The 24,678-nt window shown below is 44.1% G+C and carries 29 protein-coding genes and 3 tRNA genes; 13 read left to right on the forward strand and 19 right to left on the reverse strand.

Annotated elements, in window-relative coordinates; genetic code table 11:
- Positions 1–24: 24 nt before the first annotated feature.
- From vorB to AAIR98_RS01005, 3 genes are read left to right on the forward strand one after another with little or no spacing between them, the layout of a single operon-like run.
- Positions 25–1,149, forward strand: coding sequence for a 3-methyl-2-oxobutanoate dehydrogenase subunit VorB (vorB, locus tag AAIR98_RS00995; protein WP_423970348.1), 1,125 nt, complete (start codon positions 25–27; stop codon positions 1,147–1,149).
- Between the two features lie 2 nt (positions 1,150–1,151).
- On the forward strand, positions 1,152–1,895 hold the full coding sequence (locus AAIR98_RS01000) for a thiamine pyrophosphate-dependent enzyme (protein ID WP_423970349.1): 744 nt from the start codon (positions 1,152–1,154) through the stop codon (positions 1,893–1,895).
- Position 1,896: 1 nt separating this feature from the next.
- A complete protein-coding gene (locus tag AAIR98_RS01005; protein WP_423970350.1) occupies positions 1,897–2,433 on the forward strand; it encodes a 2-oxoacid:acceptor oxidoreductase family protein in 537 nt (178 codons plus the stop codon).
- A gap of 74 nt (positions 2,434–2,507) precedes the next feature.
- On the opposite strand, the gene AAIR98_RS01010 is transcribed toward AAIR98_RS01005, so the two are convergent.
- Together AAIR98_RS01010 and AAIR98_RS01015 are read right to left on the reverse strand one after the other, a co-directional pair.
- Positions 2,508–3,653: a hypothetical protein gene (locus AAIR98_RS01010; RefSeq protein ID WP_423970351.1), complete on the reverse strand. Its 1,146-nt coding sequence runs from the start codon at positions 3,651–3,653 to the stop codon at positions 2,508–2,510.
- Between the two features lie 91 nt (positions 3,654–3,744).
- On the reverse strand, positions 3,745–4,941 hold the full coding sequence (locus AAIR98_RS01015) for a spinster family MFS transporter (protein WP_423970352.1): 1,197 nt from the start codon (positions 4,939–4,941) through the stop codon (positions 3,745–3,747).
- Between the two features lie 69 nt (positions 4,942–5,010).
- Between AAIR98_RS01015 and AAIR98_RS01020 the strand changes: the two genes are divergently transcribed.
- The 4 genes from AAIR98_RS01020 (at position 5,011) to AAIR98_RS01035 (ending at position 8,513) form a co-directional block, all read left to right on the forward strand.
- On the forward strand, positions 5,011–5,868 hold the full coding sequence (locus tag AAIR98_RS01020) for a peptidylprolyl isomerase (RefSeq protein WP_423970353.1): 858 nt from the start codon (positions 5,011–5,013) through the stop codon (positions 5,866–5,868).
- Positions 5,855–7,036 carry a peptidylprolyl isomerase gene (locus AAIR98_RS01025; protein ID WP_423970354.1) on the forward strand — a complete coding sequence of 394 codons (1,182 nt, stop codon included), beginning with the start codon at positions 5,855–5,857 and terminating at the stop codon, positions 7,034–7,036. The genes AAIR98_RS01020 and AAIR98_RS01025 overlap by 14 nt, the downstream gene beginning before the upstream one ends.
- 82 nt (positions 7,037–7,118) lie before the next feature.
- Positions 7,119–8,048 carry a 4-hydroxythreonine-4-phosphate dehydrogenase PdxA gene (gene pdxA, locus AAIR98_RS01030; RefSeq protein WP_423970355.1) on the forward strand — a complete coding sequence of 310 codons (930 nt, stop codon included), beginning with the start codon at positions 7,119–7,121 and terminating at the stop codon, positions 8,046–8,048.
- Positions 8,049–8,057: 9 nt separating this feature from the next.
- A complete protein-coding gene (locus AAIR98_RS01035) occupies positions 8,058–8,513 on the forward strand; it encodes a hypothetical protein (RefSeq protein WP_423970356.1) in 456 nt (151 codons plus the stop codon).
- A gap of 469 nt (positions 8,514–8,982) precedes the next feature.
- Here AAIR98_RS01035 and AAIR98_RS01040 read toward each other — a convergent pair whose 3' ends face one another.
- From AAIR98_RS01040 to rpmG, 12 genes are all read right to left on the reverse strand, one after another.
- Positions 8,983–10,176, reverse strand: a complete 1,194-nt coding sequence (locus AAIR98_RS01040; protein WP_423970357.1) for an FAD-binding protein — start codon at positions 10,174–10,176, stop codon at positions 8,983–8,985.
- Complete coding sequence (locus tag AAIR98_RS01045) at positions 10,173–10,961, reverse strand: electron transfer flavoprotein subunit beta/FixA family protein (RefSeq protein WP_423970358.1); 789 nt, start codon at positions 10,959–10,961, stop codon at positions 10,173–10,175. The genes AAIR98_RS01040 and AAIR98_RS01045 overlap by 4 nt, the downstream gene beginning before the upstream one ends.
- 8 nt (positions 10,962–10,969) lie before the next feature.
- Positions 10,970–11,866 (reverse strand): acyl-CoA dehydrogenase family protein, encoded by an 897-nt coding sequence (locus AAIR98_RS01050; protein WP_423972029.1) that lies wholly within the window; start codon positions 11,864–11,866, stop codon positions 10,970–10,972.
- Positions 11,866–12,609 carry an acyl-CoA dehydrogenase family protein gene (locus AAIR98_RS01055; protein ID WP_423970406.1) on the reverse strand — a complete coding sequence of 248 codons (744 nt, stop codon included), beginning with the start codon at positions 12,607–12,609 and terminating at the stop codon, positions 11,866–11,868. Before AAIR98_RS01055 ends, AAIR98_RS01050 begins: the two co-directional genes overlap by 1 nt.
- A 388-nt stretch (positions 12,610–12,997) precedes the next feature.
- Positions 12,998–13,312, reverse strand: coding sequence for a hypothetical protein (locus AAIR98_RS01060; RefSeq protein ID WP_423970360.1), 315 nt, complete (start codon positions 13,310–13,312; stop codon positions 12,998–13,000).
- Positions 13,313–13,358: 46 nt separating this feature from the next.
- A complete protein-coding gene (gene rplA / locus AAIR98_RS01065; RefSeq protein ID WP_423970361.1) occupies positions 13,359–14,039 on the reverse strand; it encodes a 50S ribosomal protein L1 in 681 nt (226 codons plus the stop codon).
- A gap of 46 nt (positions 14,040–14,085) precedes the next feature.
- The gene (locus AAIR98_RS01070) at positions 14,086–14,490 is read right to left on the reverse strand and encodes a hypothetical protein (protein WP_423970362.1); all 405 of its coding nucleotides are present in this window, start codon (positions 14,488–14,490) and stop codon (positions 14,086–14,088) included.
- A gap of 29 nt (positions 14,491–14,519) precedes the next feature.
- A complete protein-coding gene (gene rplK / locus AAIR98_RS01075; RefSeq protein ID WP_423970363.1) occupies positions 14,520–14,954 on the reverse strand; it encodes a 50S ribosomal protein L11 in 435 nt (144 codons plus the stop codon).
- Between the two features lie 71 nt (positions 14,955–15,025).
- The gene (nusG, locus tag AAIR98_RS01080; protein ID WP_423970364.1) at positions 15,026–15,562 is read right to left on the reverse strand and encodes a transcription termination/antitermination protein NusG; all 537 of its coding nucleotides are present in this window, start codon (positions 15,560–15,562) and stop codon (positions 15,026–15,028) included.
- Positions 15,563–15,564: 2 nt separating this feature from the next.
- Positions 15,565–15,756: a preprotein translocase subunit SecE gene (secE, locus tag AAIR98_RS01085; protein ID WP_423970365.1), complete on the reverse strand. Its 192-nt coding sequence runs from the start codon at positions 15,754–15,756 to the stop codon at positions 15,565–15,567.
- Positions 15,757–15,954: 198 nt separating this feature from the next.
- Positions 15,955–16,029, reverse strand: a tRNA-Trp gene (locus AAIR98_RS01090).
- A 96-nt stretch (positions 16,030–16,125) separates the two neighbouring features.
- Positions 16,126–16,287 carry a 50S ribosomal protein L33 gene (rpmG, locus tag AAIR98_RS01095; RefSeq protein WP_423970366.1) on the reverse strand — a complete coding sequence of 54 codons (162 nt, stop codon included), beginning with the start codon at positions 16,285–16,287 and terminating at the stop codon, positions 16,126–16,128.
- A gap of 315 nt (positions 16,288–16,602) precedes the next feature.
- Between rpmG and AAIR98_RS01100 the strand changes: the two genes are divergently transcribed.
- Positions 16,603–17,100: a type IV pilin protein gene (locus AAIR98_RS01100; protein ID WP_423970367.1), complete on the forward strand. Its 498-nt coding sequence runs from the start codon at positions 16,603–16,605 to the stop codon at positions 17,098–17,100.
- Between the two features lie 858 nt (positions 17,101–17,958).
- On the opposite strand, the gene tuf is transcribed toward AAIR98_RS01100, so the two are convergent.
- The 5 genes from tuf to AAIR98_RS01125 form a co-directional block, all read right to left on the reverse strand.
- Entirely contained in the window at positions 17,959–19,146 is a 1,188-nt protein-coding gene (gene tuf / locus AAIR98_RS01105; RefSeq protein WP_423970368.1) for an elongation factor Tu, read from the reverse strand.
- Between the two features lie 51 nt (positions 19,147–19,197).
- A tRNA-Thr gene (locus AAIR98_RS01110) sits at positions 19,198–19,270 on the reverse strand.
- A 47-nt stretch (positions 19,271–19,317) separates the two neighbouring features.
- Positions 19,318–19,388 (reverse strand) — tRNA-Gly (locus tag AAIR98_RS01115).
- Between the two features lie 105 nt (positions 19,389–19,493).
- Positions 19,494–20,078, reverse strand: a complete 585-nt coding sequence (locus AAIR98_RS01120; protein ID WP_423970407.1) for an outer membrane beta-barrel protein — start codon at positions 20,076–20,078, stop codon at positions 19,494–19,496.
- A 9-nt stretch (positions 20,079–20,087) separates the two neighbouring features.
- A complete protein-coding gene (locus AAIR98_RS01125) occupies positions 20,088–20,693 on the reverse strand; it encodes a KdsC family phosphatase (protein WP_423970408.1) in 606 nt (201 codons plus the stop codon).
- A gap of 37 nt (positions 20,694–20,730) precedes the next feature.
- Here AAIR98_RS01125 and AAIR98_RS01130 point away from each other — a divergent pair, with 37 nt between their 5' ends.
- The 5 genes from AAIR98_RS01130 to AAIR98_RS01150 are packed head-to-tail and all read left to right on the forward strand — an operon-like array spanning position 20,731 to position 24,364.
- Positions 20,731–21,417 carry a CsgG/HfaB family protein gene (locus tag AAIR98_RS01130; protein ID WP_423970409.1) on the forward strand — a complete coding sequence of 229 codons (687 nt, stop codon included), beginning with the start codon at positions 20,731–20,733 and terminating at the stop codon, positions 21,415–21,417.
- Positions 21,404–21,625, forward strand: coding sequence for a hypothetical protein (locus AAIR98_RS01135; protein WP_423970410.1), 222 nt, complete (start codon positions 21,404–21,406; stop codon positions 21,623–21,625). Before AAIR98_RS01130 ends, AAIR98_RS01135 begins: the two co-directional genes overlap by 14 nt.
- Before the next feature lie 2 nt (positions 21,626–21,627).
- The gene (gene serS, locus AAIR98_RS01140; RefSeq protein WP_423970411.1) at positions 21,628–22,911 is read left to right on the forward strand and encodes a serine--tRNA ligase; all 1,284 of its coding nucleotides are present in this window, start codon (positions 21,628–21,630) and stop codon (positions 22,909–22,911) included.
- Entirely contained in the window at positions 22,911–24,101 is a 1,191-nt protein-coding gene (locus AAIR98_RS01145; protein WP_423970412.1) for a tetratricopeptide repeat protein, read from the forward strand. The genes serS and AAIR98_RS01145 overlap by 1 nt, the downstream gene beginning before the upstream one ends.
- Positions 24,101–24,364, forward strand: a complete 264-nt coding sequence (locus tag AAIR98_RS01150; RefSeq protein ID WP_423970413.1) for a hypothetical protein — start codon at positions 24,101–24,103, stop codon at positions 24,362–24,364. The genes AAIR98_RS01145 and AAIR98_RS01150 overlap by 1 nt, the downstream gene beginning before the upstream one ends.
- Positions 24,365–24,678: the final 314 nt, after the last annotated feature.

A 24,678-nucleotide genomic window follows, 5' to 3' on the forward strand; every position in this document is an offset into this window, starting at 1 on the left:
AAAAAAGGAAATAAGGCTACAGATATGAAAAATGAAAAAGTTTTAATGAAAGGCAACGAAGCTTTGGCCGAGGGCGCAATCCGCGCCGGGTGCCGCTTTTTTGCAGGATACCCCATTACCCCGCAAAACGAAGTGCCCGAATATATGGCCGCTAATATGAAAGACAGAGGCGGCGCGTTTGTACAGGCGGAAAGCGAAACATCCGCCATTAACATGATTTACGGCGCGGCCGCTACCGGCGTGCGCAGCATGACGTCCAGCTCCAGCCCCGGCATCAGCTTAAAGCAAGAGGGCATTTCCTATATAGCGGGCGCGGACTTACCGTGCTTAATTGCCAACGTTATGCGCGGCGGCCCGGGCCTGGGCAATATTACAGGCGCGCAGGGCGACTATTTTCAGGCAACCAGAGGCGGCGGCAACGGCGATTACAGAACAATAGTTTTGGCGCCTAACTCAGTAGAAGAAATGGGCAACTTTCCTAAATTAGCCTTTGAACTGAGCGAAAAATACAGAATACCCGCCATGATTTTGGCCGACGGCGTACTGGGCCAAATGATGGAAGGCATGTCATTTAACTTTGAAGCCGTAGACCCGGCTAAAGACTTAAAAGAGCCTGACTTTGCCATAGGCCCCAACCCGGGCAGAGACAAAAGAATGGTATTTTCCTACGCGCTTAAAGACGGCGAACTTGAAAAAGCCGTTTTTAAAAGAGCCGACAGATACTCCATAGTAGAAGAAAAAGAAGTACTTTTTGAAGAACGCTACACAGAAGACGCTGAGGTTATAATAGTAGCCTACGGCATTTCCGCCCGCGCCTCACTGGCTGGCGTAGAAGCGGCCAGGGCAAAAGGCATTAAAGTTGGTCTCTTCCGCCCTATAACCTTATGGCCTTTCCCGTACAAAAGAATTTGCGAACTTGCGGGCAACGGCAAATGCAAAGCCATGTTAGCCGTTGAAATGAGTTTGGGGCAAATGATAGTGGACGTTAAACTTGCCGTTAACGGTAAAGTGCCCGTCTATTTACACGCACGCCCGGGCGGCGCTATGCCCGCTGGCGAGCAGATTGAAGTTGCCATAAACTCAGTAATTTCCGGCGGGGACAAAGAATTATTTCCTCACAATCCTACCGGCTGCAAAGGAGGCAAATAATTATGAATCCTATTACTAAAAAACCGCAAAGCTTAACAGACGTACCTTTTCACTACTGCCCCGGCTGCGGCCACGGCGTAGTGCACCGCCTTGTAGCCGAAACCATGGACGAGCTGGGCATTAGAGAGCGCACTGTCGCCGTAGCCCCTGTAGGCTGCGCCGTATTTGCCGACGCGTACTTTAACTGCGACACAATACAAGGCCCGCACGGCAGAGGCCCGGCCATAGCAACAGGCATTAAAAGAGCAAAACCCGAAAGCATAGTATTTTCCTACCAGGGCGACGGCGATTTAGCGTCCATCGGTATGGGCGAGATTGTGCACGCCGCTATCAGAAACGAGAACATTACCGTTATCTTCATAAACAACGCAATTTACGGTATGACAGGCGGCCAAATGGCGCCGACAACTTTAGTCGGCCAAGTAGCGACAACAGCCCCCAAAGGGCGTGACCCGCTATTACAAGGCTACCCCATAAACATTTGCGAAATGTTCAGCCAAATTAAAGGCGCAAAGTACCTTGAAAGAGTAGCCGTAGACGTCCCCGCCAACGTTATCAAGGCTAAAAAAGCCATTAAAAAAGCTTTTGAAAACCAGGTTAACAATGTAGGCTTCAGCCTTATTGAAGTTTTATCCCAATGCCCCACAAACTGGGGTACGGACGCTATAAAATCCTTAGAATTTGTACAAAAGGATATGATGACGCAATACCCGCTGGGCGTATTTAAAGACGAAGGGGGCAAATAATATGTATCAAGGTATAAAAATATCAGGTTTTGGCGGGCAGGGCGTAGTATCCGCCGGCGTACTTTTAGCCCAAGCGGGCCTAATAGACGGTAAAAACGCAAGCTGGTTCCCGTCATACGGGCCGGAAATGAGGGGCGGCACAGCCAACTGTTCCGTAGTGGTAGCATCTGAGGAAGTTTACACCCCTATCGTAACCGCGCCCGATACGGTTATTGTAATGAACGAGCCTTCTCTTGCCAAGTTTGAGCCTACAATAAAGCCAGGCGGTTTACTTATAATAAACACCTCGCTCGTACACTCCAAACCTACAAGAACGGACATTAAAGTTTTAAACATTGCCTGTAACGAACTTGCCGCGCAGTTAGGCACCACAAAAGTGGCCAACCTTATAGCGTTGGGCGCGTTTGTCGGCGCCACGGGCGCAGTCAGCATAGACGCCATAGCGGCGGCAATGAAAAAAGTATTTAAACGCGCTAAGCCGGAAATGCTTGACCTAAACAGAAAAGCGTTAGAAGCCGGCGCAGCTGCGGCTAAATAAAAAGATTAAAATAAAAGCCCCGCTCAAACAGAGCGGGGCTTTTATATCCTATAAAAATAATTTTGCAATATTAATTATCTTTTTGTTTTAACACCTAAAGAAGAAAACTTGTTATTTCTTGTACTAAAATCTATTTGCTTTTTCTTAAGCTCCATTTCCCGCTTATATTCTTCCTGCTCTTCGGCGCTGCTCACAGCAAGATTATGACGTTCGTTTAAAATAGCCTTAACAAGACCGCAAAGCTCAGGATTAGCCTCTATCGCTTGCACGGTTTGCGCGTCGGCTTTAAACAAGAGGGAAAAATTATTTTGCACACGCTCAACTTTCTTTTCTGTTTCCGCATTGGCGCTTGTTACAACCGCAACAAAAAGCCCCGCCAGCAAAAACCTATTAAGCCATTTATATAATGCTACTCTGGGGGCGCCTTTTTTAATAAACTTTATTTCAAAACTCATAAAATCTTTATTTAAATATGCTGAAGTGTTTACCGCCAGTTTAGGTTTGGCATGGGCATAAATATCCGCCCTGACTCTCAACAAAGACATATTTTGTGGCAGCTCATGCTTTTCTATAAGTTTATAAAGATTTTCTTTTTCCAAAAATATATTGTGTGTAAAATTACCCTGTTTTATAGCATAACGTATTGCTCTCAGCCTAGCTAAAGACAGCGTTTTTGCCTTTGCAAATTTAGTTGCGGGTAAACCATCAATATATTTTTGAAAGTTTTCTATTATTCTGATGTTATAGTCTAACTCAGCCTCTTCTAAAGCTAAAAAGGTTTTCATATAGCTGGCGTCTTTGGCTTTAGCAAGCTCCAACAGTGTGTTACGCATTTTAATATCTTTTGTATGTGTGCAGTAATCTATTGCGTCTTTAATAAATTCCTTATTATAAGATAAATTTTCCAGCATTTTAGCAGCCTGTTTTTTTGAGTGCCTTCCCCAAAGGCCGCGCGCCAAATAATAACTCCCCATTGCAACCAGGCTCACTTTGTAGATAGTGTCCTCAATATCCTCCTCTTGAAGGACGATATTATCTTTTTTGCCCCTTTCTATGTATTCTGCAAGTGTTTGCGGGCCGGCCTGTTGTTTACCTTTGTGTGGTATTTTTTTAAGTAAAACAGCGTCACCGTTTTGTGCATATACGCAGGTATTGCCCAAAACAGCAAGAAGTACCGCAACAGTTACAACCTTTTTTATTAAAATATTATATATTGTCATAATAAAAGAATAATATTTAATCAATCAAAAAACATGGGCCCAAAGACCTAAAAACATATAGGTCTTTGGGCCCACAAAAATCCGGATAAAACTAATTCGATTGTTTCTTTGCCGTATATCCGGCCAAAGCGCAGAATATGCTGGCAGGCACTACGGCCAGCAAACATACCAAAATAGCTATTCTTAAATCAGTCAAGTCAGACACTTTACCTATGATCATGGGCGATATGGCGTCGCCAAGGGCGTGTATTATAAAAATATTTAAAGCAAACGCCATTGAGCGCATTACGCGCGACGTTGTATTTACAATAGCCGCGTTAAGCGGCCCCGTCTGCATAGAGGCAAACATTATAGCCACAAAAAAGAAAAACAGCGACAATTTAAAACTGGACACCATTACAGCCAGCACGGCAAAAGGCATGGCTAAAATAAAACTGGTACCCGCCGTCACAAAATACGCTCTGTGCGTTTTTTTAAGCAGCCTATCAGCTATCTGCCCGCCCAAAAATGTGCCCAGCGCACCGCCCAAAATTATCATAATGCCAAAGAGCATGCTGGACTTAGCCACACTATAACCAAAAAACCTGTTAAAATACGTTGGCAGCCACGCCGCCAGCCCGCCCACAATAAAAGTGGCAAAAGCCTGCGCAAGGCAAATAAAAATAAAACTTTTATTTTTAAGCAAAATCCAATAGCCTATAAGCTTTGGTTTTTCATACTGCCCTTCTACAAACTTTCTTGCGTCTTTAATTTTAAAAACAGCAAGCAAACCCAGGAAAAACCCGGGTATACCCAGCGCCATAAACGCCGCACGCCAGCCAAAATGGTCGCCCAAAAGCCCGCCTAAAAAATAACCTAACGCGCTGCCAAGCGGCAAAGCCAACCCAAACGCCGCCAGTATTCTGGCCCGTCTGTCACGGGGATACTGTTCGGCCAAGTAACCCTGTGCCACTGTGGTAAAGCCCGCCTCGCCTACGCCTATTAAACTGCGGGCGGTAAGAAGTTGTTTAAAGTTGCCCGTAAAAGCTGTAAGAGAAGTGGCCACACTCCACAAAACCGCGCTGGCGCCCATCCAATATTGCCTGGGCGTTCTGTCCGCAAAATACCCGGCCACCGGGGCGTACACCATATACACCACCATAAATGCCGAGGCTAAACTGCCCAGCTGCGCGTCGCTTAAGCCAAGGTCCGCCTTAACCAACGGAAAAACGGCAAACAGCATCTGCCTGTCTATATAGTTAAACAGGTTTATAAAAAAAAGCAGCCAGAACAGGCGTTTAGTCGTCATTAAATCTATTATATTAAAATACAAATAATACTGCTGTAAAAGAACTTTCAAAAATGGTAAATTAATTATATGAGAAAATTTATTGTTTTACCTCTGGGACTGTTGATTCTCGGGTTTTCCTGCAATAAGGAAGTTCCCGCGCCTGTCCCGCAGGACGCCTTGGCCAGAGTGGACAATACTTTTATCCTACAGAAGGATTTTGACGCCGCGCTAGCCGGGGAAGACGCGTCTTATAAAAAGTTTTTAGCTACTGATTTTGGCAAAGATAACATGCTTAACATTATGGTGCGCGAACGCCTTATGCAAACCGCCGCACAGAACTCCGACACCGCCGGAAGCGAAAAGTACACAAAAACCGTTGCGGACATACAAAAGTCTTTTGACAGAAGCCTTGAAATGCTTAAACAGCAAACTCTTATGAACATGTGGCTGGAAGAGCTTAAAGAAAAGGGCACAATAAAAGCCACAAAAAAAGAAATAGACGATTACGCCAAAAAATACCCCTATGAATTTACCATAAGGCACATGCTTTTAGCCAAAGCGGACGACGCCAACGTAGTACTTAGGGAGCTAAAGGCCACCAGCAGCGCCAACAGGGAAAAACGTTTTATAGAACTTGCCAAAAGGTTTGGCATGGACCCTGTGGAAAACGCCGACAAAGGCAAAACGGTATCAATAATACCGGGCGAGTTTATAACGGAGATTGAAAACGCGGTTGCTAACACCCCGTCAAACTCCGTACAAGGTTTCTTCAAGTCTCCGCGCGGATTTCATATAATATATAAAGTGAAAGAAGAACGTATTAACAAAAAAAACGCAGAACCCAGAATTGCCATGATAATAGAACAAAAAAAGCTGGATGACTATTTAAATTCTTTATCTGAAAAATATAAAGTAGAGGTATATAAAAAATATGAACAGGAATAAATTTTTAGCAGTTGCGGCCGCTCTCATTTTTATGTGCGCCAACGCGGGCGCGGTTGTATTAGACGCCGCCGTAGCCACAGTAAACGGTAAACCTATTTTACAGTCAGATTTTGACAAGGTATCCAATGCTTACGTAGCGCAGTATAAGCTTGCCGCGCCGCAGCTTATGGAAAACCCTTTAGCCCAGCTTAAACTGGAGCAGGAAATTTTGGAACAAATGGTTAACGACGAGCTGCTTTACCAAGCCGCCGAAAAAGAAGGCGTAAAAGCCCGTGACGAGGAAATTACCGAAGCGCTTAACGCCGCTAAAAAACAGTTAATCCCCGACACAGACCCTAAAACAGGCAAAAAACGCAACGATAAAGACATCAACAAACTTTTTGAAGCGGAACTTAAAAAAGAAGGCCTCAGCCTTAAACAGTTTAAAGACCGCCTGACCAAGCAGATTATGTCCAGAAAATTTGTTGAAACAGTTATAGTAAGCAAAGTTACGCCTGTAACCGAAGAAGACGCCAGAGGCCTGTTTAATGAAGTTAAGGCCGTTATGGATAAAGACACAAAAAAGATTGCCAAAATTACCGACAAACAACATAAGCAGGAAGTAGAAGACATAGCGGCGCGCCTTAGCCAAATGGCCGCCCCTAAAGTAAAAGTAGGCCACATATTTGTATCAGCCCCCAAAACAATGACAGCGGCGGAACTGAAAGAAAAAGAAGCCAAAGCCAAAGAAATTAAAAAAGAACTTGACGCTGGCGCCTCATTCTCAGACGCGGTGCTTAAATACTCTGACGATAAAGCAAGCATGCAGACCGGCGGCGACATGATTTTAGTTAAAGGCACACTGCCTAAAGAAGTTAAAAACCTTGAAGACAAAGCGTTTTCTTTAGACGTAGGCAAAACAAGCGACGTTATTAAAACAGACGCCGGCTTCCATATAGTCAGAATTAAAGAAAAGGCCGCGGCCGAGGAAGTAACCTTTGACAAAACAGCCCGTGAGTTCGGCCAATATATAGCCGGGCAGAGAATACAGACAGCCATTACAGATTATATTAAAGACCTGCATTCCAAAGCCGAGATTAAAATTAATAAAGACTTTACAGCTTTAGAAGCCGCAGCCAATAAAGAAGAACCTAAAAAAGAAGTAAAAAAGGAAGAGCCTAAAAAATAGTTTTTTGTGATTAACAATAAAACGTAAAAGGCTCTTAAATATAAAAGTTTAAGAGCCTTTTTAACTTTAAAAGGAACAAGCAATGAAACCGTTAATAGCAATAACCTCTGGCGACCCTCTGGGTATAGGGCCCGAAATTGTAGTAAAAGCATTAAAAAACGCGCTCGTAAAAAACGTGTGCACCCCCGTAGTAATAGGTGATAAAAGCGCCCTTATAAAAGCTGGTTTTACGCCTGACATGGGGACTGTTGTAGACACCGCCGCGGTACTCAGCGGCGCTTTACCCGCAGAACCGTGCCCCACAATATACGGCGGGCTTACGTCTTTTAACGCCGTTGCCATGGCCTCGCGCTTAACATCAAAAGGGGAAGTTAAAGCTATGGTAACCGCGCCTGTTTCTAAAGAATCTTGGAATATGGCCGGCGTAAAATTTACCGGACACACGGAATTTTTAAAAGAATTTGCAAAGCTTGAACGCGTGCTTATGATGTTTACCACGGGTAAATTAAACGTGGCTTTAGTATCAGAACACTTTGCTATTAAAGATTTATCTAAAGAAATTACCACTAAAAAAATTATACACGCCGCGCATTTATTTGAAAAAGCGCTTACCGCTAAAGGCATTAAAAAGCCCCGCATCGGCATAGCGGCCATTAACCCGCATGCAGGCGACGGCGGCAAGCTGGGACAAGAAGAGAACGAGATTATCCGCCCCGCGGTAACTGTACTTAAAAAAGAGGGCCTAAATGTCCAGGGCCCAATATCAGTAGACGCGCTTTGGACCAAACACACAAAAGGCGCTTTTGACGGTATAATATGTATGTATCATGACCAGGCTATGATAGGCCTAAAACTGGCGGCGCAGGAACCTATAGTACACGTTACCTACGGCCTGCCGTTTGTAAGAACGTCGCCCACACATGGCACCGCCTTTGATATAGCGGGTAAGAATGAGGCCGACCCCGAAAGTATGGTAGCAGCTATTTTATACGCGGCCGCCAATTGTAAATAGGAGAGCACATTGTTAGCTAACATAGCCAAATACTTAAGACCGCAGGACCTGCGCTTTTACATGCAAATGCTAATGGCGCTGCCCGCGCTTTTTATGATAGTAAAAATGCATAAAAGCTTTGGCGATAACTACGTGCTTGATTACATACAAAACGGCGAAACCGAAAAAGTAAAAAAGTTTATTATTAAAAGCGGCGAGAAGAAAATTAATAAATACTATTACCGCATGTTAGACCACCACACCTTTGAACGCCATACACTGCTTACGGCGGCAATACATTATGAAAAGCCTGAGATTGTTAAGTTTTTACTCGGCTTTCCTAAAATAGACTTGCGTAAGCAGTATATATTTAGCGAGTCCTCCTTCAACCACCGCGAATACGACGCGGTGCAGCTTGTCACCAAATTCAAGCGCCCGGAAATAGCGCAAATGGTAAAAGACTTCCAAGAGGGTAGATTCAGATAATCAACACTTACGGCAAAAATACCCTCACCTGCTTTGCCGCATTTTGCTTCGCAAAAAACACCGCGTCAAAACTTCCTCCCCCGTAAGAGGGGGAGGAACTAAAATAAGTGCTGTTAGCTGTTCCCTCAGCGAGGCACGAGCGTGAGGGTCTCAAGCAATAAAAATAAGTGTCGTTGTGTTACTGAATTTCACAGGATTTTGAGTGGTTTTTATCCCCCTCGCCCTTCCGAGGGAGAGGGCTGGGGTGAGGGTGAATACATAGATCCATAACAGAAGTGTGCCACACTTCATTTATCCATCGCTTTCAATTTTGAAGTGGTTTTTTATTTTCTTGACCGCAGACAGTACTTAAAAGCGAAGCGTACGGCAAGGTCAAGAAAATAAAAAAACGCTCAAAAGTGAAAGCTGGTGTGCCGTGGAATAAGAAATAAAAATATAAAAACCCCCGCTCATTTGAGCGGGGCTTTTTTTATTTAGATTTTTTAACTTCTTCTATTACTTTTGGCAGTATCTGGTGCGCGTCGCCCACTATACCAAACTTACAGACGTTAAATATAGGCGCCTGCGGGTCTTTGTTAATGGCAATGATAGTGTCGGATGCGTCCATACCCACGGTATGCTGTACCGCGCCGCTTATGCCGCACGCTACGTAAAGTTTGGGGCGTACGGTAACGCCGCTTTGGCCAACCTGTTTTTCTTTTTCAATTAAGCCAAGGTCTATGGCCGCTCTGCTTGCGCCAACCGCTCCGCCAAGTTCTTTGGCCAAATCACCAAGCAAGCTAAAACCGACTTCCGTCTTCATTCCTCTGCCGCCGGAAATTATAACTTCCGCCTCATCCAGCTTCTCGCTTTCGTTAACAGGGTCAATGTGTTTATTAAGTATTCTTACTCTGGCAGCTTTGGGTGTAATGGCGATAGCCTCTTCAATCACCGCCGCATTCGCGCCGGGGGCCGAAACTTCTTTCTTCATTACATTAGGTCTTACGGTGGCCATTTGCGGGCGGTGGTTAGGCGTTAAAATATCCGCCATAATATTGCCGCCAAAAGCGGGACGTGTTTGCACCAAATTGCGGTCCGCGTTTATTGAAAGCGCGGTACAGTCGGCTGTTAAACCTACAAATATTTCAGATGATATTCTTGGCGATAAATCTCTGCCCACATATGTTGACGGGAACAAAACAATGCTGGGTTTATATTTTTTAATCAACTGTATCATGGCGTTAGCGTAAGCGTCGGTATTATAATCTTTATAACCCGCGCCGTTTACACTGTAAATTTTGCTGGCGCCGTATGAGGAAATTTCAGCAAAAGAATTTTGCATGCTATCGCCAATTACAACAGCGCATAATTCTTCGCCTAAAGAAGCGGCCAGCTCACGCCCTTTGCTTAACAGCTCATAACCTACGGGGCGTATTTTTTGCACAGCGCCCTCGGTTATAACTTCCATAAAAATCCAAACGCCTTTGTAGGCGGATATATCAGCCGCCGGGCCCGCCTGCGCGGGCATGGTAATGCACTTTATGGGGCACTCGGGTATACAAGCGCCGCACATTGTGCAGGAAGAGTTGACCACGGCCTTTTTATCCACCATGGTAAGCGCGCCAAAGGGGCATGTGCGTACGCATTTGCCGCAGCCTATACAATTAGAACCTATGTTAATCATTTAATCAAACTCTCCTTTCTCAAAATGTCCACTATTCTGGCGGCAAGGTCAGGCGCGGAGCCTGTAAAAATCTCGCCTTTTGCCCTGGCCGGCGGCGGGAAAATGCGGCCCACGCGTGTGGGCGAGCCGTCTAAGCCAAGCTTTTTAGCGTCGGCGTTAATATCCGCCGCGCCCCATGTTTCCACAGGTTTTTCCTGCGCGTGAAAAGCGCCTAAGAATGACGGGTATTTGGCCTGGTAATCATGCGGCATTGTTGTTGTGATAAGGGCCGGAAGGTCAGCTTCCATTACCTGGTGCCCGCCGTCAATAAGTTTACTTACAACAGCTTTTCTGCCGTCAGAGTCTACAGCGGTGCAAAATGTAATTTGGGGCATGTCTAAGTGGTATGCTATGCCGGGGCCTGTTTGGGCGGTGTCGCCGTCAATTGCCATTTGGCCGCAAAGCACTAAATCAGTTTTGCCTATTTTTTTAATAGCCTGGGCCAAAGCGTAAGATGTTGCCCATGTGTCAGAGCCCGCGAACTCGCGGCCTGAAAGTAAAATGCCTCTATCCGCGCCTAAAGCTAAGGCTAAGCGTATAACCGCCAATGCCTGCGCCGGGCCCATGGATAAAACGGTAACCGTGGCGCCTGTTTTTGCCTTGATAGCTATGGCCTGCTCAAGAGCATAGTGGTCATACGGGTTTAAAATGCTGGGTACGCCCGCGCGTATTAATGTGCCTGTCTTAGGGTCAACTTTTACCTGGGTTGAGTCCGGCACTTGTTTTATGCAAACAACTATATTCATATTCGTTCCTATTTTTTGAAAAGTTCTTTTAATTTGAGTGATACTGTATCACTGTCTTCAATAATACCGCGCATTTTGTCTTCTATAGCAATAAGGTTTACGTCCTGGCTCATCTGCGCCGCGTTTGCGTTGCCCGCGCCAAGTACGTATTTTAAACCTTTTGAAGCGACGTCAAAAGCCATCTCTCTCGCCAAAACACGTGACATTGTTTGTAATGTGGCAAGGTCAAAGCGGGAGCCCTCGGTAATTTTACCTTCGGCGCAGTCTTTGGCAAAGATATAGGCCACTTCGGCGTTAGAAATAAGTTCGCCAAGTTTAAATGTAACAAACTGGTGCCTCGTAAGTTTTTGCAGTCTGCATTCTTCAAGTATTCTTGCCAAGGCTTTTAAACCTAAGGCTACGCTGTCCGCGCCTACATTAGGGTTTTTGGCGTGGGCGGCGTCCATTTCTGCAGCCATGTTTATGTAATACTGGCCGCGGCTTTTTAAATGTTCCTGCCAGCGCCCGCGGTAAATGGTCATTTCCATAACTTCGCTGGTGCCCTCATAAATGCAGGTAATTTTAACGTCCCTTTTTATTTTTTCTACGGAAAATTCTTTAGTATAGCCAAAGCCGCCAAGCGCCTGTATGGCGTGCTCGGCCGCGTTGTTGCCCTCTTCGGTAGCGTAGTATTTTGCTATCGCGCCCTCTGTAGCAAGGCCGTGGTTGTTAACGTCTAACTGTTTGGCAACCCAGTCAATGTAAGACCTTACGGCTTCAAAGCGGATATAGTGCGGCGTAATAAACTTGAGCATATAGCCTTGTTTATCAACCAGCGGGCTGCCCGCCTGCACACGCTGCTGGGCATACTGAACGGCTGTTTCTACAGCTTCTTCGCCCGCGCCTAAACCGAAAGCGGCCACCATCAAACGGGTGTAGCCGAATACGGCCTGCGCCTGTAATAACCCTTGGCCTTCTTTAAGACCGATAAGGTTTTCGACAGGTACAAAAACTTCGTCAAAGGAAAGGCCTGTTGTGTTTGACAGCCTGATGCCGTGCTTATCTTCGTGCGCGTCCTGGGTAAAACCGGGTGCGCCCTTCTCCATAATAAACCATGACGGGCCGCCGGGGCTATGGCTAAAACTGTGTAAATATCGGCCACGCCGCCATTAGAAATCCACATTTTGCTGCCTGTGATTTTATAGCCTTTAAGTACGCCGTTTTCTACAACGTGTTCGGCGCGGGTGCGGAGCGACACAAGGTCACTGCCGGCGTCGGCCTCTGTGGCGCCGTACGCTACTAAAAGTTGTTCGCTGGCTATTTTGCCAAACCATTTGGCCTTTTGTTCCTGGGTGCCGCCAACGTTAAGCGGGTCAGAACCTAAAAATGTAGCGAATACAGATGTGCCTATGCCAAGATCAATCCTGGCAAGTTCTTCACAAATTCTGTAAATGTCTGTTGTGCTGCCTGCAAGGCCGCCGTATTCTATGGGGATTAAAAGAAGATGAACGCCCAAAACATTGGGGTCGTACATGTCTTTAATAAGACTGAGGGGGATTTCATTTTTCTCGTCGTGTTCTCTAAGGAAGTTGAACGAAATATTATTTTTGGCGTATTGTCTTAAGCTGTCCAGCATTAAGTTACGTGTGGTAACGTCTATTTTTGCCATATATATCTCCGGTTTAGTATAAGCTTTATACAAGCGGCTGCGTAGCGGGCTTGCTAGCCCTGCGCGCAGGCAACACTTGTGATTTTAAGCTTATAAATATTTTATCATTTTAGGAGGTATTGATATATGTTTTAGGTTAAGCTAACTTTTGGGGATATGCTGAAATAGCGCGGTATTAATATATACAAACTTAGCTGAAAATTTACTTGGTCCCCTCACGCTCGTACCTCGCTGAGGGAACGGCACTTTATTTTATAACGGCATTTATAACCCTACCCCCGCTTTGCGGGTACTCCCCTTTTGATAAAGGGGAGAAAATATAACGGCATTAATTAATTGCGCCCGTCTTCGCTCCGCTACTACGCGGCAAAGCTCGTACCTCGCTTCATTAAATCCCTCCCGGCTGCGCCGTACTCCCTTTACAAAAGGGAGAAAACGGCTGTTTGTCAATACCTTGCCCTAACATGTACTTTTCTTGCTGTTTTGTTTTTGGGTTTAATAAAAAAGTTGTCATGTTGAGGAGCGGCTTCAAAGCCGCGACGTAAACATCTACCGCTTGGGTTGTTACGCTTTGCGTGGCAAAGGCAACATTAGCGCAGTTAAATTGCATTTTCTTATTACCAATTACTAACACACTTTTTGTTCCCCAGTAGAACCTTTTTTGAACACCCCCGCAAGGCCGGTCATTTTCAACGGTATACAAAAAAGCCCCGCCATTAGGCGGGGCTTTTAGTTTGCAAAAGAGTTACTTATATTTTGTTGGAGTCTACGCGTACGCCGGGGCCCATGGTTGAGCTGACGCTTACGCTTTTAACATACTGGCCTTTTGCAGTTGCGGGTTTAATTCTGAGGATTGTATCCATAACGGCTTTGATATTAGCGGCTAATTTATCCGCGTCAAAGCTTGTTTTGCCTACGATTGTGTGAACTATACCATACGCGTCTGCTTTAAATTCAATTCTGCCTGCTTTTAATTCTTTAATAGCTGTGGCAAGATCAAATGTAACAGTACCGCTTTTGGGGTTAGGCATTAAGCCGCGGGGGCCAAGCACCTTTGCCGCTTTGGAAAGGTCTTTCATTGTGTCGGGTGTTGAAAGAAGTACGTCAAAGTTAATTTTACCTGCCATAACTTCTTCAATAATATCGTCACCGCCTACAATGTCCGCGCCGGCGTCTTGGGCTTCTTTAGCTTTTTCACCTTTGGCTACTACGGCGATTCTTTTGGTTTTGCCTGTGCCGTTAGGTAAAACTACCGTGCTTCTAACCTGCTGGTCTGCTTTTTTGGTATCGACGCCTAAGGCAACGTGAAGTTCAACTGTTTCGTCAAACTTAGCTTTTGCGTTGTCTTTAACTATAGCTACCGCTTCAGGCAGTAAATACTGTTTTTTAACGTCTACATTTTTTCTTGCTGCTTCAATTCTTTTTCCCATACTGTCTCCTTATTAAAGGTCCTAACGCGGGGACAACCCCGCTGCCTCACTGTTTTACTGTTCTTAATTTTTGCCAGAACGTTTTTTTTGTGATAGGGTAAATAACCTTTTCATCATTATAATTTACTTCTGTACACAACCATGCGTAGTCCATCTTTGGCATATTAGGAGAATGTCTGTTGAATTTAATATCAAAACAACCAAATTTCTTATCTTTTTGGTATGAATATTTTTCTGTATGAATAAAATACCGATTAACGGACCAATCATCAGAAAAACTGTTATAAAATTTTATATTCAATTCAATACTTGAGTCAATTAATAAAATACTTTTAAAAACTGACATTTGTTTTTCCGTAACATTTTCTTTATTGTAATTATACTCTTTGGCATTCAAACCAAAAGAGGAAAACATACTAAAAAACAATATTCCAAGAAAAACTTTTCTCATAAAAGCCTCCGACAATCTTGCTTTCGTTTCTAACCTGCGATATCTACACCCATGCTGCGGGCTGTGCCTTTTACCATTTCAGCTGCTTGCTTGATGTCTTTTGTGTTTAAATCGGGCAGTTTTTCCGCGGCGATTTCTTCACACTGCTTTTGGGTAAGTTTGCCCACTTTATCTTTATGGGGTGTACCGGAACCCTTGGCGGCGCCAAGCTTTTTAACAATTAATACAGCCATAGGCGGCATTTTTGTGATGAAGGAGAAAGTTCTGTCTTCATAAACTGAGATGACTACAGGAATCTTAATCCCTTTTTCTAATTTTGCGGTTTTAGCATTAAACTGTTTGCAGAACTCCATGATGTTAACGCCGTGCTGGCCCAAAGCGGGACCGACCGGGGGTGCCGGGTTAGCTGACCCTGCGCCAATTTGCAGTTTAATATAACCTTTTATTTTCTTCTCTTTTGCCATACTATTTAACTACTCCTTGAGTTTACTTCTTTTGTAAGCCGGCTTAAAATGTTAAACCGGGTTACATCAAATTAGTTTATTTTTTCTACCTGTAAGAAATCTACTTCTACAGGGGTGGAACGGTCAAAAACGTTAACCATAACTTTAAGCTTTGTCTTCTGGTTGTTAACTTCCTGCACAACGCCGATAAAATGTTTAAACGGACCCTCTGTAATGCGCACGCTTTCGTTGGTTTCAAACTCAATAACGTGTTTAGGTCTGCCATCGCCGGGCTGGGTAAGCTCTAAAATACCCGCAATTTCTTCCTCAGGCAAAGCAACCGGGTTAGGGTCGCCAAGAAAGCCTGTTACGCCGGAAATATTGCGTATAAACCAGTAGGCTTCGCTCGTCATGTCCATTTCAACTAAAACATAGCTGGGGAAAAACTTTCTTTTTCTCTGGATTTTTTTGTTTTGTTTTACTTCCACCACGTCTTCGGTAGGAACCAAAACCTGTAAAATCCTGTCGTTAAAACCTTGCACTTCAGCCTGAAGTAAAATTTTTTCTTTTACTCTGTCTTCGTGCCCTGTTTGGGTGTGTACTATGTACCAAGCTTTATTTTCAGACATGGTTAAGCTCCTCTGCCCAAAATATAACCTATAACTTTAGAAAGGCCAAAATCTATAGCGCCCACATAAGCGGAAGCGATTGCCACCACTATAAAAACTAATATTGTGGATTGTATAACTTCCTGCCTGCTAAGCCATTTAGACTTTTTAAGTTCGCCGTAGGCTTCGTGGAAAAATTTTATTATTTTATTCATTATTTTTCTCTCTATTACTGAGTTTACATCAAATTATTTAGATTAGAAACGCGGATACACAAACCCGCGGATTTTCACAGGAGTTTGAGTTTATTTTTCATTTTCTTCGTTGTTCGGTATATTTACGAAGTAACACGCGAAGCGCGGACATATCCGAACATAAGAAAAAATGGAAAATAAGCCAAAATCCGAAGAAAATGGCAGGAGCGGAAGGACTCGAACCTTCAGTCCTGGTTTTGGAGACCAGTGGTTTACCAGTTAACCGACGCTCCCATAAATCTTTAAGCGTTTTTTATGCTCTCGCATAAAAATGCCGCAGACTCTAAATCTAAATTGTCAAAAAACAATACTGCTAAAACTTAAAACCAATTAGTTGGCTTTGCCTTCTTTATGCTTGGTTGATTTACCGCAGGCTTTGCAAAATTTGTTCATTTCAAGTTTAAAATCTTTCTTTTTGCCGCGGGCATAGTAATAGTTTTTATTTTTGCATTCTGTGCATGAGAGCACGATTGTAAGTCTTTCATTAGCCATATTTTGTTCCTCTTAAGTATCCGTACGATTGGACATTATAGTTAGTGCGGCTTAGCCGACACTTATGCTTAACATAGAATAAACGCCCTTGAGGGCATCATTTCCCGTCGGGGAATCTGTCCTCTAGAAGCATTTGCAAGCGGCTGCATATTCCGCTTATAGATATTATAACAAAAAAGCGCTCTTTCTGCTGGCGTTTTAATGTTGCATAATCTACTATTTATATATTTTAGTATTTATAGTCCTTTTATACAAGCCGCTAGACACCCCGTCACAAAAAAAGTATCATTAATAATTATATATTAAGGAGTTTATATGAAAAAAGGTTTTACATTAATTGAATTGTTGGTAGTAGTATTAATTATAGGCATTTTGGCCGCCATTGCGCTGCCGCAATATACAAAAGCGGTGGAAAAGTCCCGCGCGGCGGAGGCTATGACAACATTAAAGGCATTACAAACAGCAGGCCTGGCCTGCAGGCTGGCCAACAGCGAGTCTTCATGTTGGTATGATGATTTAGACATAGAATTACCTAATGTTGACACGTCCGATGGCGGCGGGGAGCTTTTGATTACAAAGAATTTTGAATACTCTTTGGATGAAGGCGGGGCGGAAAATGCTTACGCGTGGCGTGTTAACAGCGCGTATGACTATCACATCCAATTTTTTGGCCCCAACTACACTAATGACACAACAAAAAACAACAAACGTTTTTGTACCGCAATCAACGACAAGGGCAAACAGCTTTGCGCGGCTATCGGCGGCAAAAACCCCACAGCAAGCGGTGACAGAACAGAATATGAACTAAATTAGTATATTTGCAACAAAAAGCCCGCACAATTGTGCGGGCTTTTTGTTGTATCTAACAAGTGCCGTTCCCTCAGGGCTGCAGGCCCGTGAGGGGCTCAAGCTTAATTACAAGCATGGGGTTTTAATATCTTCAATTCCTCCTAGCTTTGGCTTGTGACCCTCACGTTCATACTTCGCTGAGGTAACTGCCTATATTGTATTAATAAAAGCACAGTAAGTATTTTAACAACAAAAAGAGCATTCTATTCGGAACGCTCTTTTATTTTTTCATTCTTTGGGGCCACGATATTTTTATCTGCTTATGTTTTATGTCGTTATTAGTGCTGTTATAGAAGTGAATTTCACAGGGGTTTGAGTGGCTTTTTGACTTTTCCGGTTTCAGCACACTTGGTGCGGGAACACGGTGCGTGTGTTGAAACCGGAAAAGTCAAAAAGACGCCAAAAGCCGAAGAAATTTTATTCCGATTATTGAAACCCTAGCGAACAAAGGGAGCGGCACATTGGATACGCGAAGCGAAAAAAGAGTTGTTTACAAACAAAAAAGCCCCGCCGGATGGCGGGGCTTTTTTGTTGCTAAATTACCAGGGGCCCCGAAGATTTGAGATTAGTTTACGTTTTTATTTTTTGGGCACACTTGCGCGAGGAGCCCAAAGGGCGGACGGGGTGTGGTCAAAAAATAAAAACGTAAAATAACTCAAAGATTTGGGGATTGATTGATAAAAAAGGCCGCCCAACTGGACGGCCGTATTAATAAGATGATTTTGAAACAGTTATTTTAGCAAAGCTAAAATATTCAAAATCTTTTTTACAAAGTAAAAAAAGAGCGTTCCTAACGGAACGCTCTTTTATTTTTTCAATCTTTTACGCTATTACTTTGGTTACTACGCCTGCGCCTACTGTTCTGCCACCCTCACGGATTGCGAACCTTAAGCCTTCTTCCATAGCTACAGGAGTAATAAGCTTTACTTCTATTTCAGCGTTATCACCAGGCATTATCATGTCGCCGCTAAATGCAAGCTCGCCCGTTACGTCCGTCGTTCTAAAATAGAACTGCGGTTTGTAACCAGGTGTTAACGGCGTATGTCTGCCGCCTTCATCTTTCTTCAAGATATAGACCTGCCCTTTAAACTGCGTGTGCGGTTTGATTGATTTAGGAGCAGCTAATACCTGCCCTCTTTCTATCTGGTTCTTTTCAACACCTCTAAGCAACACACCTACGTTGTCGCCCGCTTCACCCTGGTCAAGCAGTTTGCGGAACATTTCTATACCCGTAGCTACTGTGTTCATTGTGTCTCTAAAACCTATTATCTCTATCGTATCGCCTACTTTTACGACACCTCTCTCAATTCTGCCTGTGGCTACTGTGCCGCGGCCTGTGATGGAGAACACGTCTTCCACTGCCATAAGGAACGGTTTGTCCGTTTCTCTCTTAGGCTCAGGGATCCATGTGTCCAACGCGTCTAAAAGTCTTTTAATTGAAGGTTCACCAATTTCGCTGCTGTCGCCCTCAATGGCTTTAAGAGCTGAACCTTTTACCACCGGCGTATTGTCACCGTCAAATTCATATTTGCTTAAAAGTTCGCGTACTTCCATTTCTACGAGGTCTAATAAATCAGCGTCCGCTAAATCTACTTTGTTTAAGAACACTACCAGCTTAGGTACGTTTACCTGCTTGGCTAACAATACGTGCTCTCTCGTCTGAGGCATAGGACCGTCTTGCGCTGATACTACTAATATCGCGCCGTCCATCTGCGCCGCGCCCGTGATCATGTTCTTAATATAGTCTGCGTGACCCGGACAGTCAATGTGCGCGTAGTGTCTTTTGTCTGATTCGTACTCAACGTGTGATACCGCTACCGTTACGATCTTTGACGCGTCTCTTACTACACCGCCTTTGGCGATATCAGCGTAACCCATCTCTTTTGCTTTGCCTTCTTTTGCTAATACCTTCGTTAACGCTGTCGTTAATGTCGTTTTACCGTGGTCAACGTGTCCAATTGTGCCTACGTTTACGTGTGGCTTCGTTCTTACAAATTTTTCCTTTGCCATATTGTTTTTTCTCCTGATTTGTTTAACTGTTTGCTTTGTTTTTTAAAAATAAGCTGGGAATGGGAATCGAACCCACGACCTTCTCCTTACCATGGAGATGCTCTACCAGCTGAGCTATCCCAGCAAAAACTCGCTTATTAAAAAAGCGGGCATTCTTCTCGCCAAAAATCAAGCGGGCGATGGGAATCGAACCCACGTCATTAGTTTGGAAAACTAAGGTTCTGCCATTGAACTACGCCCGCAAAGGACGTTTCAAGATATTATACAAAAATTTATTTCTTATTTGTTATTTTAAGACGGCGAAACCCCGGGCGTTCACCCGGGGTTTCGCGCGTAAAACGTAAAAACTAGAATCTCGCGCCAAGTTTAAGCACTAAATCCAAAGATGAAAAATCATCTGCAAATTTATCAGAATCCAAAGGCATAAAAGTATATCTGCCCTCCATGCCTAATGTCCAAACGGGGCTTAAGTCAAACTCTACGCCCACACCGCCAAAAAAGGCAACGCCTGTCTGGTTTTCTGAATTACCGGCATTATCTTCCGCTTTATAATAATTTAAACCCACGCCAGCAGGAATGTAAATGCGTGTGGGCTGTTCCGGGAAAAAATTAATTCTGCCTACCACGTTGCCGCCAAAACGGTGTGATTTTATTTTTCCGCCATTACCAATATCATTGTTTCCGTAAGAAGCGTAGTTAAGATCTATACCTAAAGCGAAAATGGTATTAATGTTTCTGATAAGCTCAATACCAAATAAAGGGCCTGTTTCACCGGGCGCTTCACTTGCGCCGTTAGCTAAATCCCAGTCTTGCGGAACGGAAATACCGCCGTATACGCCAAGACGCGTCTGCCCCGCTTCCAAGCCGTAATCTATCCCGGCGAAAGCGCTTACCGATACAAAAAGTACTGCAAGTAATAATATTTTTTTCATGCTTTCTCCTTATTTCTCAATATCTTTCCTGCTGAATATTTGCTGCGGCTGGCCCGTCGCCCCGCCGTACAAATCCCCTTCTTCAATTAAGTCTAAGAAATGCTGCCACTTACCCTGCGCACGCAGTATAAGCTCCGCCACTTCTCTTATAGCGCCGTAACCGCCCGCGTTTGTTGTTTTGTAATGCGCATAGTTTAGCATATCCTGCGCCGCGTTTGGCACCACGCAGGCAAGGCCTACTCTTTTTAAAATAGGCAGGTCTATAACGTCGTCGCCAACAAAAGCCATTTCTTCGTAACTAAAACCCGTAAGATTGGCCAGGTGCTCAAGCGCGGGTTTTTTGGCAAGAAAGCCGTGGTACACATAGTCCATAGCCGTAATTTTGGAAAATACGCCCGTAGCGCTAAGCGAGCCGCCCGTTATAATACCCGTTTTTACTCCGCAAAGTTTAAGGGCCATAAGCCCCATGCCGTCTAAGGAATAGAAGTTTTTTATTTCCACGCTGGCAGGGTCCAGCCCCGCCGGGTTAAAAAACTGCAGCTTACCGTCCGTCAACACCCCGTCAACATCGGTTATCAATATTTTAATTTTTTTTGCTCTTTCAATGTTTTTCATATCATTTTTGTCCTTAAAGTTATTATATAATAGTTATATGAGAAATATTTTTATACTTTCACTTGTCTCCGTTTTACTGTTGGCTGCGTGCGGCACAAAAACGGTTATAAGCCCTAGTTACAATTTTAACAATGTTAAACGCATTGGCATAATGGCCTTTGATTCCCCTTGGCAGGCGTTCCAGGGGACGGAAAATACTTTTGCCAAATACCTGCTTGAAAGCGGTTTTATAGTGGTGGAAAGGGCAAAAATAGAACAAGTGCTTGAAGAGCACAACCTTTCTATTACAGGTTATTTATCACCTGAAACAACAAAGATGCTTGGTAAAATTTTAGGTGTGGATTTGCTGTTAATGGGTGAGATTACCAACTACTCGCCTGAGAAGAAGACCTTAACCATGGTTGAAACACGCAATTACAGAACAGACCCTGTTTATTCCACCCAATACACCAAAGGGCCCGACGGCCAGCTGACAGTTTCCTCCCGCCCCGTGGGCCAAAAAGTTACTAGACAAAGCGACGTGCAGCCAAGCGAATACACCATAAACGCCCAGGTCGGCATAGTGGCAAAATTGGTAGACGTGCAGACAGCGGAAATTGTGTGGATAGGCACGGACACGGCGTCCAGCTCCAACTCTCTTACGGCGGTAGATTCTATAGCCAAACGCCTTATCAAAAGTTTTAATAAAGAATTAAAAAACCAAAAAAAATATGCAGCCCAATAGCAACGATATCATCAATTTTATAGGCAAGGCCAGCAGAGTTATTATTTTTATAACCTTGCTGGCGGCGTCTTTGGTGGCGGTGGGGCAGACGTCTTTTTGCCCGCCCAACTTTAAAGTTTTGTTAGACTACACCTTTGAGTCGGCCGTGAAAAAGGCTGACCCTTACAAAAAATATTTTCCAAAACCAATTATAGTTAACGCGGAGTAATTATGTTAGACATCAGACTTATAGCAGCAAATACAGAAGAAGTTAAAAAAGCTTTATCAAACAGAAACCCAAAACTGGCGGACGCCATAGACAATGTACTAGCCGCGCACGGGGAATATAAAAAGATTCTAACCTCCGTAGAAGAACTTAGAGCAAAAAGAAACGACCTTTCCAAAACCATAGGCGCGTTACGTGCCCAAAAAGAAATTGAAAAAGCGGAAGCCGTTACCAAAGAAGTAGCTCAAATAAAAGCCGTAATGTCTGAAAACGAAGTAAAACTTGAAGAACTTAAAACAAAAGTTGAAGACATGCTTTTAAATATCCCCAATATGCCAGACGCAAGCGTTACAGTTGGCAAAGACGAAAATGATAATAAAGAAATACGCAAAATAGGCACACCGCCGCAGTTTAATTTTAAACCGCTTGACCACCACGGCGTGGGCGAGGGCCTTGGCATATTAGATTTTGAGACAGCCGCCAAACTATCCGGCAGCAGGTTTTCTTTAATTAAAGGCGACGGCGCCAGGTTAGAACGCGCCTTAATCAGCTATATGTTAGACCTGCACTACAAAAAAGGATTTATGGAAGTTGTGCCCCCGGTTATCGTTAACGAAAACGTTATGTACGGCACCGGCCAATTACCTAAATTTAGGGACGACATGTACGCGCTTGAAGGTGAACCTAAACAATTTTTAATTTCCACCGCCGAAATTGCTTTAACCAATATGAACAGAGACAGCATTTTGCCCGCCGCTGATTTACCGGTAAAACTTACGGCCTGCACGCCGTGTTTTAGAAAGGAATCCGGCGCCTACGGCAAAGACACGCGCGGCCTTATACGCAACCACCAGTTTGATAAAGTGGAGCTTGTAATGCTGTCAAATAAAGATGATTCTTTTAAATGCCTTGAAGAAATGACAGGCGCGGCCGAGGACGTATTAAAAGGCCTGGGCCTGGCTTACAGGGTGGTGGAACTTTGTACGGGGGACATGGGGTTCTCTTCAGCAAAGACATATGATATAGAAGTATGGATGCCAAGCGAAAATAAATACAGGGAAATATCTTCCTGCTCAAACTGTACGGACTTTCAGGCCAGACGCATGAACATGCGCTATAAAAACGCCGATGACAAGCCAGAGTTTGTGCACACGCTTAACGGCAGCGGTATAGCGGTAGGCAGAACCTTGGCCGCTATATTAGAAAACTACCAACATGAGGACGGCTCGGTAACAATACCTGAAGCGTTAAAACCTTATTTTGGCAAAGATAAAATTACGGTAAAATAATGAGAAAATTTTTGACTGCGCTAATGCTGGTGCTGCTTACGGCGCCAGCTATGGCAGACTCACAAGAAAAAGACAAGCATCTTGATGACGTTTTAAAATACGGCGGGGAGGGCATTACCGCCGTTTATAACCTGGACTTTAAAACAGCCCGCAAAAACATAGACATAGCTTTTGAAAAATATCCCAATCACCCATACGCTCACTTTGGCAACATGCTGGTGGAGTGGGGGCGTTTTGAATATGAGTTTGAAAAAAGTAATCCCCAGCAAAAAAAGGTTTTTGAAGCTGTTTTGCAGGACTCTATAACTGGCATTTCCTCCTGGCTTAAAACGCACCCCGACGACCCTATGGCTTTTATGGCCCTTGGCGGCGCGTACGGACTGCGCGGTTTGTTTGCCATGGATAATAAAAGCTGGGTAACTGCGTATTTTTCAGCCCGTAAAGGCGTGTCTTACATGAAAAAGGCGGTAGCGGTTGACCCTGATTTTTACGACGCCTATTTTGGCCTGGGCATGTTTGAATATTATACGGGCACATTGCCGAGCGTTGTCAAAATACTTGCCAAAATAGTAGCTATGAAAGGCGACCCGCAAAAAGGCGTTGACTATCTTAACACTTCGCGCGAAAAGGGCATGTTTACTAAAGACGCTTCCAAGCTGCTGTTGGTAGAAATTTATAACAGCCGTATATCCGCTTTTTACAACCCGCAGGAAGCGCTGGGTTATATAAGGGAAGTAGCTAAAAAATACCCCGCCAACCCGCTGATGGGCTTTGTAGAAATTATTGTGCAGTATGAAAATAAGAACTATGACACCGTTATAGTTTTGGCCCGCAAATTTTTAAATAATATTGGCAAAAAACCGTTTTTTACAGAAATGTACGTCCCCCGCTCATACACCGCCATAGGCACGGCGCAAATGGCCAAAGGGCAGTGGAATGAGGCGCTAAAAACACTTTTAAAAGCTAAAGAAGTTTCCTTTGACGGCAAAGAACCCAGCCGCTGGGCGGTATGGAACCTGCTGCGCCTGGGCCAAACCTATGACGCGCTTGGCCAGAGAAAGGAAGCCGAGGCCATCTACAAGCTTATCCTGCGCCAGCACGACACCTGGGACATAAACGGCGAGGCCAAAAAATACCTTAAAACGCCTTTTACCAAAGACACAGAGCTAGGCCCCCTGCCCCCACTATAATGAAAAAACTTATAATATTATTCTCTTGCGTATTATTTTACTTACTGTTTTTTACACAAGCTCCTGCAAACCTGTGGTTCTTACTTACTGACAAGGGGCAATATTTTATCCCTCAAGAAAGCAATATCTTCATATTTACTCCTGTTGAGTTTGACAGCGGCAGCGGCGGCGGATGGATTAGCGCTAAGGATAAAAACTACTACTACAGGCTTAACATCACCGGAAAAACACCAAAATACTTCAAAGAAGAAATTAAAAAATAATCCTCATCTAAATAGTTTTTGCTCCCATAAAAACAGCCGCTCCCATAACAGGACGAGGCTGTTTTTATGTTTTTATAAGTGCCGTTGTGAAAGTGATTTTCACAGGAGTTTGAGTGGATTTTTAATTTTTCTACTTCCGGCACACTTGGTGCGGGAACACGGTGGGTGTGGTGGAAGTAGAAAAATTAAAAATCCGCCAAAATCCGAAGAAAATTTATACCGCTAATGAGTCTAAGCGAACGCAGAGAGCGACACCTGGAAGACGCGAAGCGCAAAAAGGCCGCCCAACTGGACGGCCGTATTAATAAGTAGAT

It is taken from the genome of Elusimicrobium simillimum (genome assembly GCF_049639735.1).
GTDB classification, from domain to species: domain Bacteria; phylum Elusimicrobiota; class Elusimicrobia; order Elusimicrobiales; family Elusimicrobiaceae; genus Elusimicrobium; species Elusimicrobium simillimum.

Coding starts and splice junctions, on each gene's coding strand:
- AAIR98_RS01040 (WP_423970357.1), bottom strand. CDS start 10,176: ATGATTAACATAGGTTCTAATTGTATAGGCTGCGGCAAATGCGTACGC.
- AAIR98_RS01025 (WP_423970354.1), top strand. CDS start 5,855: ATGAACAGGAATAAATTTTTAGCAGTTGCGGCCGCTCTCATTTTTATG.
- AAIR98_RS01145 (WP_423970412.1), top strand. CDS start 22,911: ATGAGAAAATTTTTGACTGCGCTAATGCTGGTGCTGCTTACGGCGCCA.
- AAIR98_RS01125 (WP_423970408.1), bottom strand. CDS start 20,693: ATGAAAAACATTGAAAGAGCAAAAAAAATTAAAATATTGATAACCGAT.
- AAIR98_RS01005 (WP_423970350.1), top strand. CDS start 1,897: ATGTATCAAGGTATAAAAATATCAGGTTTTGGCGGGCAGGGCGTAGTA.
- AAIR98_RS01020 (WP_423970353.1), top strand. CDS start 5,011: ATGAGAAAATTTATTGTTTTACCTCTGGGACTGTTGATTCTCGGGTTT.
- AAIR98_RS01150 (WP_423970413.1), top strand. CDS start 24,101: ATGAAAAAACTTATAATATTATTCTCTTGCGTATTATTTTACTTACTG.
- AAIR98_RS01015 (WP_423970352.1), bottom strand. CDS start 4,941: ATGACGACTAAACGCCTGTTCTGGCTGCTTTTTTTTATAAACCTGTTT.
- AAIR98_RS01045 (WP_423970358.1), bottom strand. CDS start 10,961: ATGAATATAGTTGTTTGCATAAAACAAGTGCCGGACTCAACCCAGGTA.
- AAIR98_RS01070 (WP_423970362.1), bottom strand. CDS start 14,490: ATGAGAAAAGTTTTTCTTGGAATATTGTTTTTTAGTATGTTTTCCTCT.
- tuf (WP_423970368.1), bottom strand. CDS start 19,146: ATGGCAAAGGAAAAATTTGTAAGAACGAAGCCACACGTAAACGTAGGC.
- rpmG (WP_423970366.1), bottom strand. CDS start 16,287: ATGGCTAATGAAAGACTTACAATCGTGCTCTCATGCACAGAATGCAAA.
- AAIR98_RS01050 (WP_423972029.1), bottom strand. CDS start 11,866: ATGGTGGCCGCTTTCGGTTTAGGCGCGGGCGAAGAAGCTGTAGAAACA.
- secE (WP_423970365.1), bottom strand. CDS start 15,756: ATGAATAAAATAATAAAATTTTTCCACGAAGCCTACGGCGAACTTAAA.
- rplK (WP_423970363.1), bottom strand. CDS start 14,954: ATGGCAAAAGAGAAGAAAATAAAAGGTTATATTAAACTGCAAATTGGC.
- vorB (WP_423970348.1), top strand. CDS start 25: ATGAAAAATGAAAAAGTTTTAATGAAAGGCAACGAAGCTTTGGCCGAG.
- AAIR98_RS01055 (WP_423970406.1), bottom strand. CDS start 12,609: ATGGCAAAAATAGACGTTACCACACGTAACTTAATGCTGGACAGCTTA.
- serS (WP_423970411.1), top strand. CDS start 21,628: ATGTTAGACATCAGACTTATAGCAGCAAATACAGAAGAAGTTAAAAAA.
- nusG (WP_423970364.1), bottom strand. CDS start 15,562: ATGTCTGAAAATAAAGCTTGGTACATAGTACACACCCAAACAGGGCAC.
- AAIR98_RS01100 (WP_423970367.1), top strand. CDS start 16,603: ATGAAAAAAGGTTTTACATTAATTGAATTGTTGGTAGTAGTATTAATT.
- AAIR98_RS01000 (WP_423970349.1), top strand. CDS start 1,152: ATGAATCCTATTACTAAAAAACCGCAAAGCTTAACAGACGTACCTTTT.
- AAIR98_RS01130 (WP_423970409.1), top strand. CDS start 20,731: ATGAGAAATATTTTTATACTTTCACTTGTCTCCGTTTTACTGTTGGCT.
- rplA (WP_423970361.1), bottom strand. CDS start 14,039: ATGGGAAAAAGAATTGAAGCAGCAAGAAAAAATGTAGACGTTAAAAAA.
- pdxA (WP_423970355.1), top strand. CDS start 7,119: ATGAAACCGTTAATAGCAATAACCTCTGGCGACCCTCTGGGTATAGGG.
- AAIR98_RS01010 (WP_423970351.1), bottom strand. CDS start 3,653: ATGACAATATATAATATTTTAATAAAAAAGGTTGTAACTGTTGCGGTA.
- AAIR98_RS01120 (WP_423970407.1), bottom strand. CDS start 20,078: ATGAAAAAAATATTATTACTTGCAGTACTTTTTGTATCGGTAAGCGCT.
- AAIR98_RS01135 (WP_423970410.1), top strand. CDS start 21,404: ATGCAGCCCAATAGCAACGATATCATCAATTTTATAGGCAAGGCCAGC.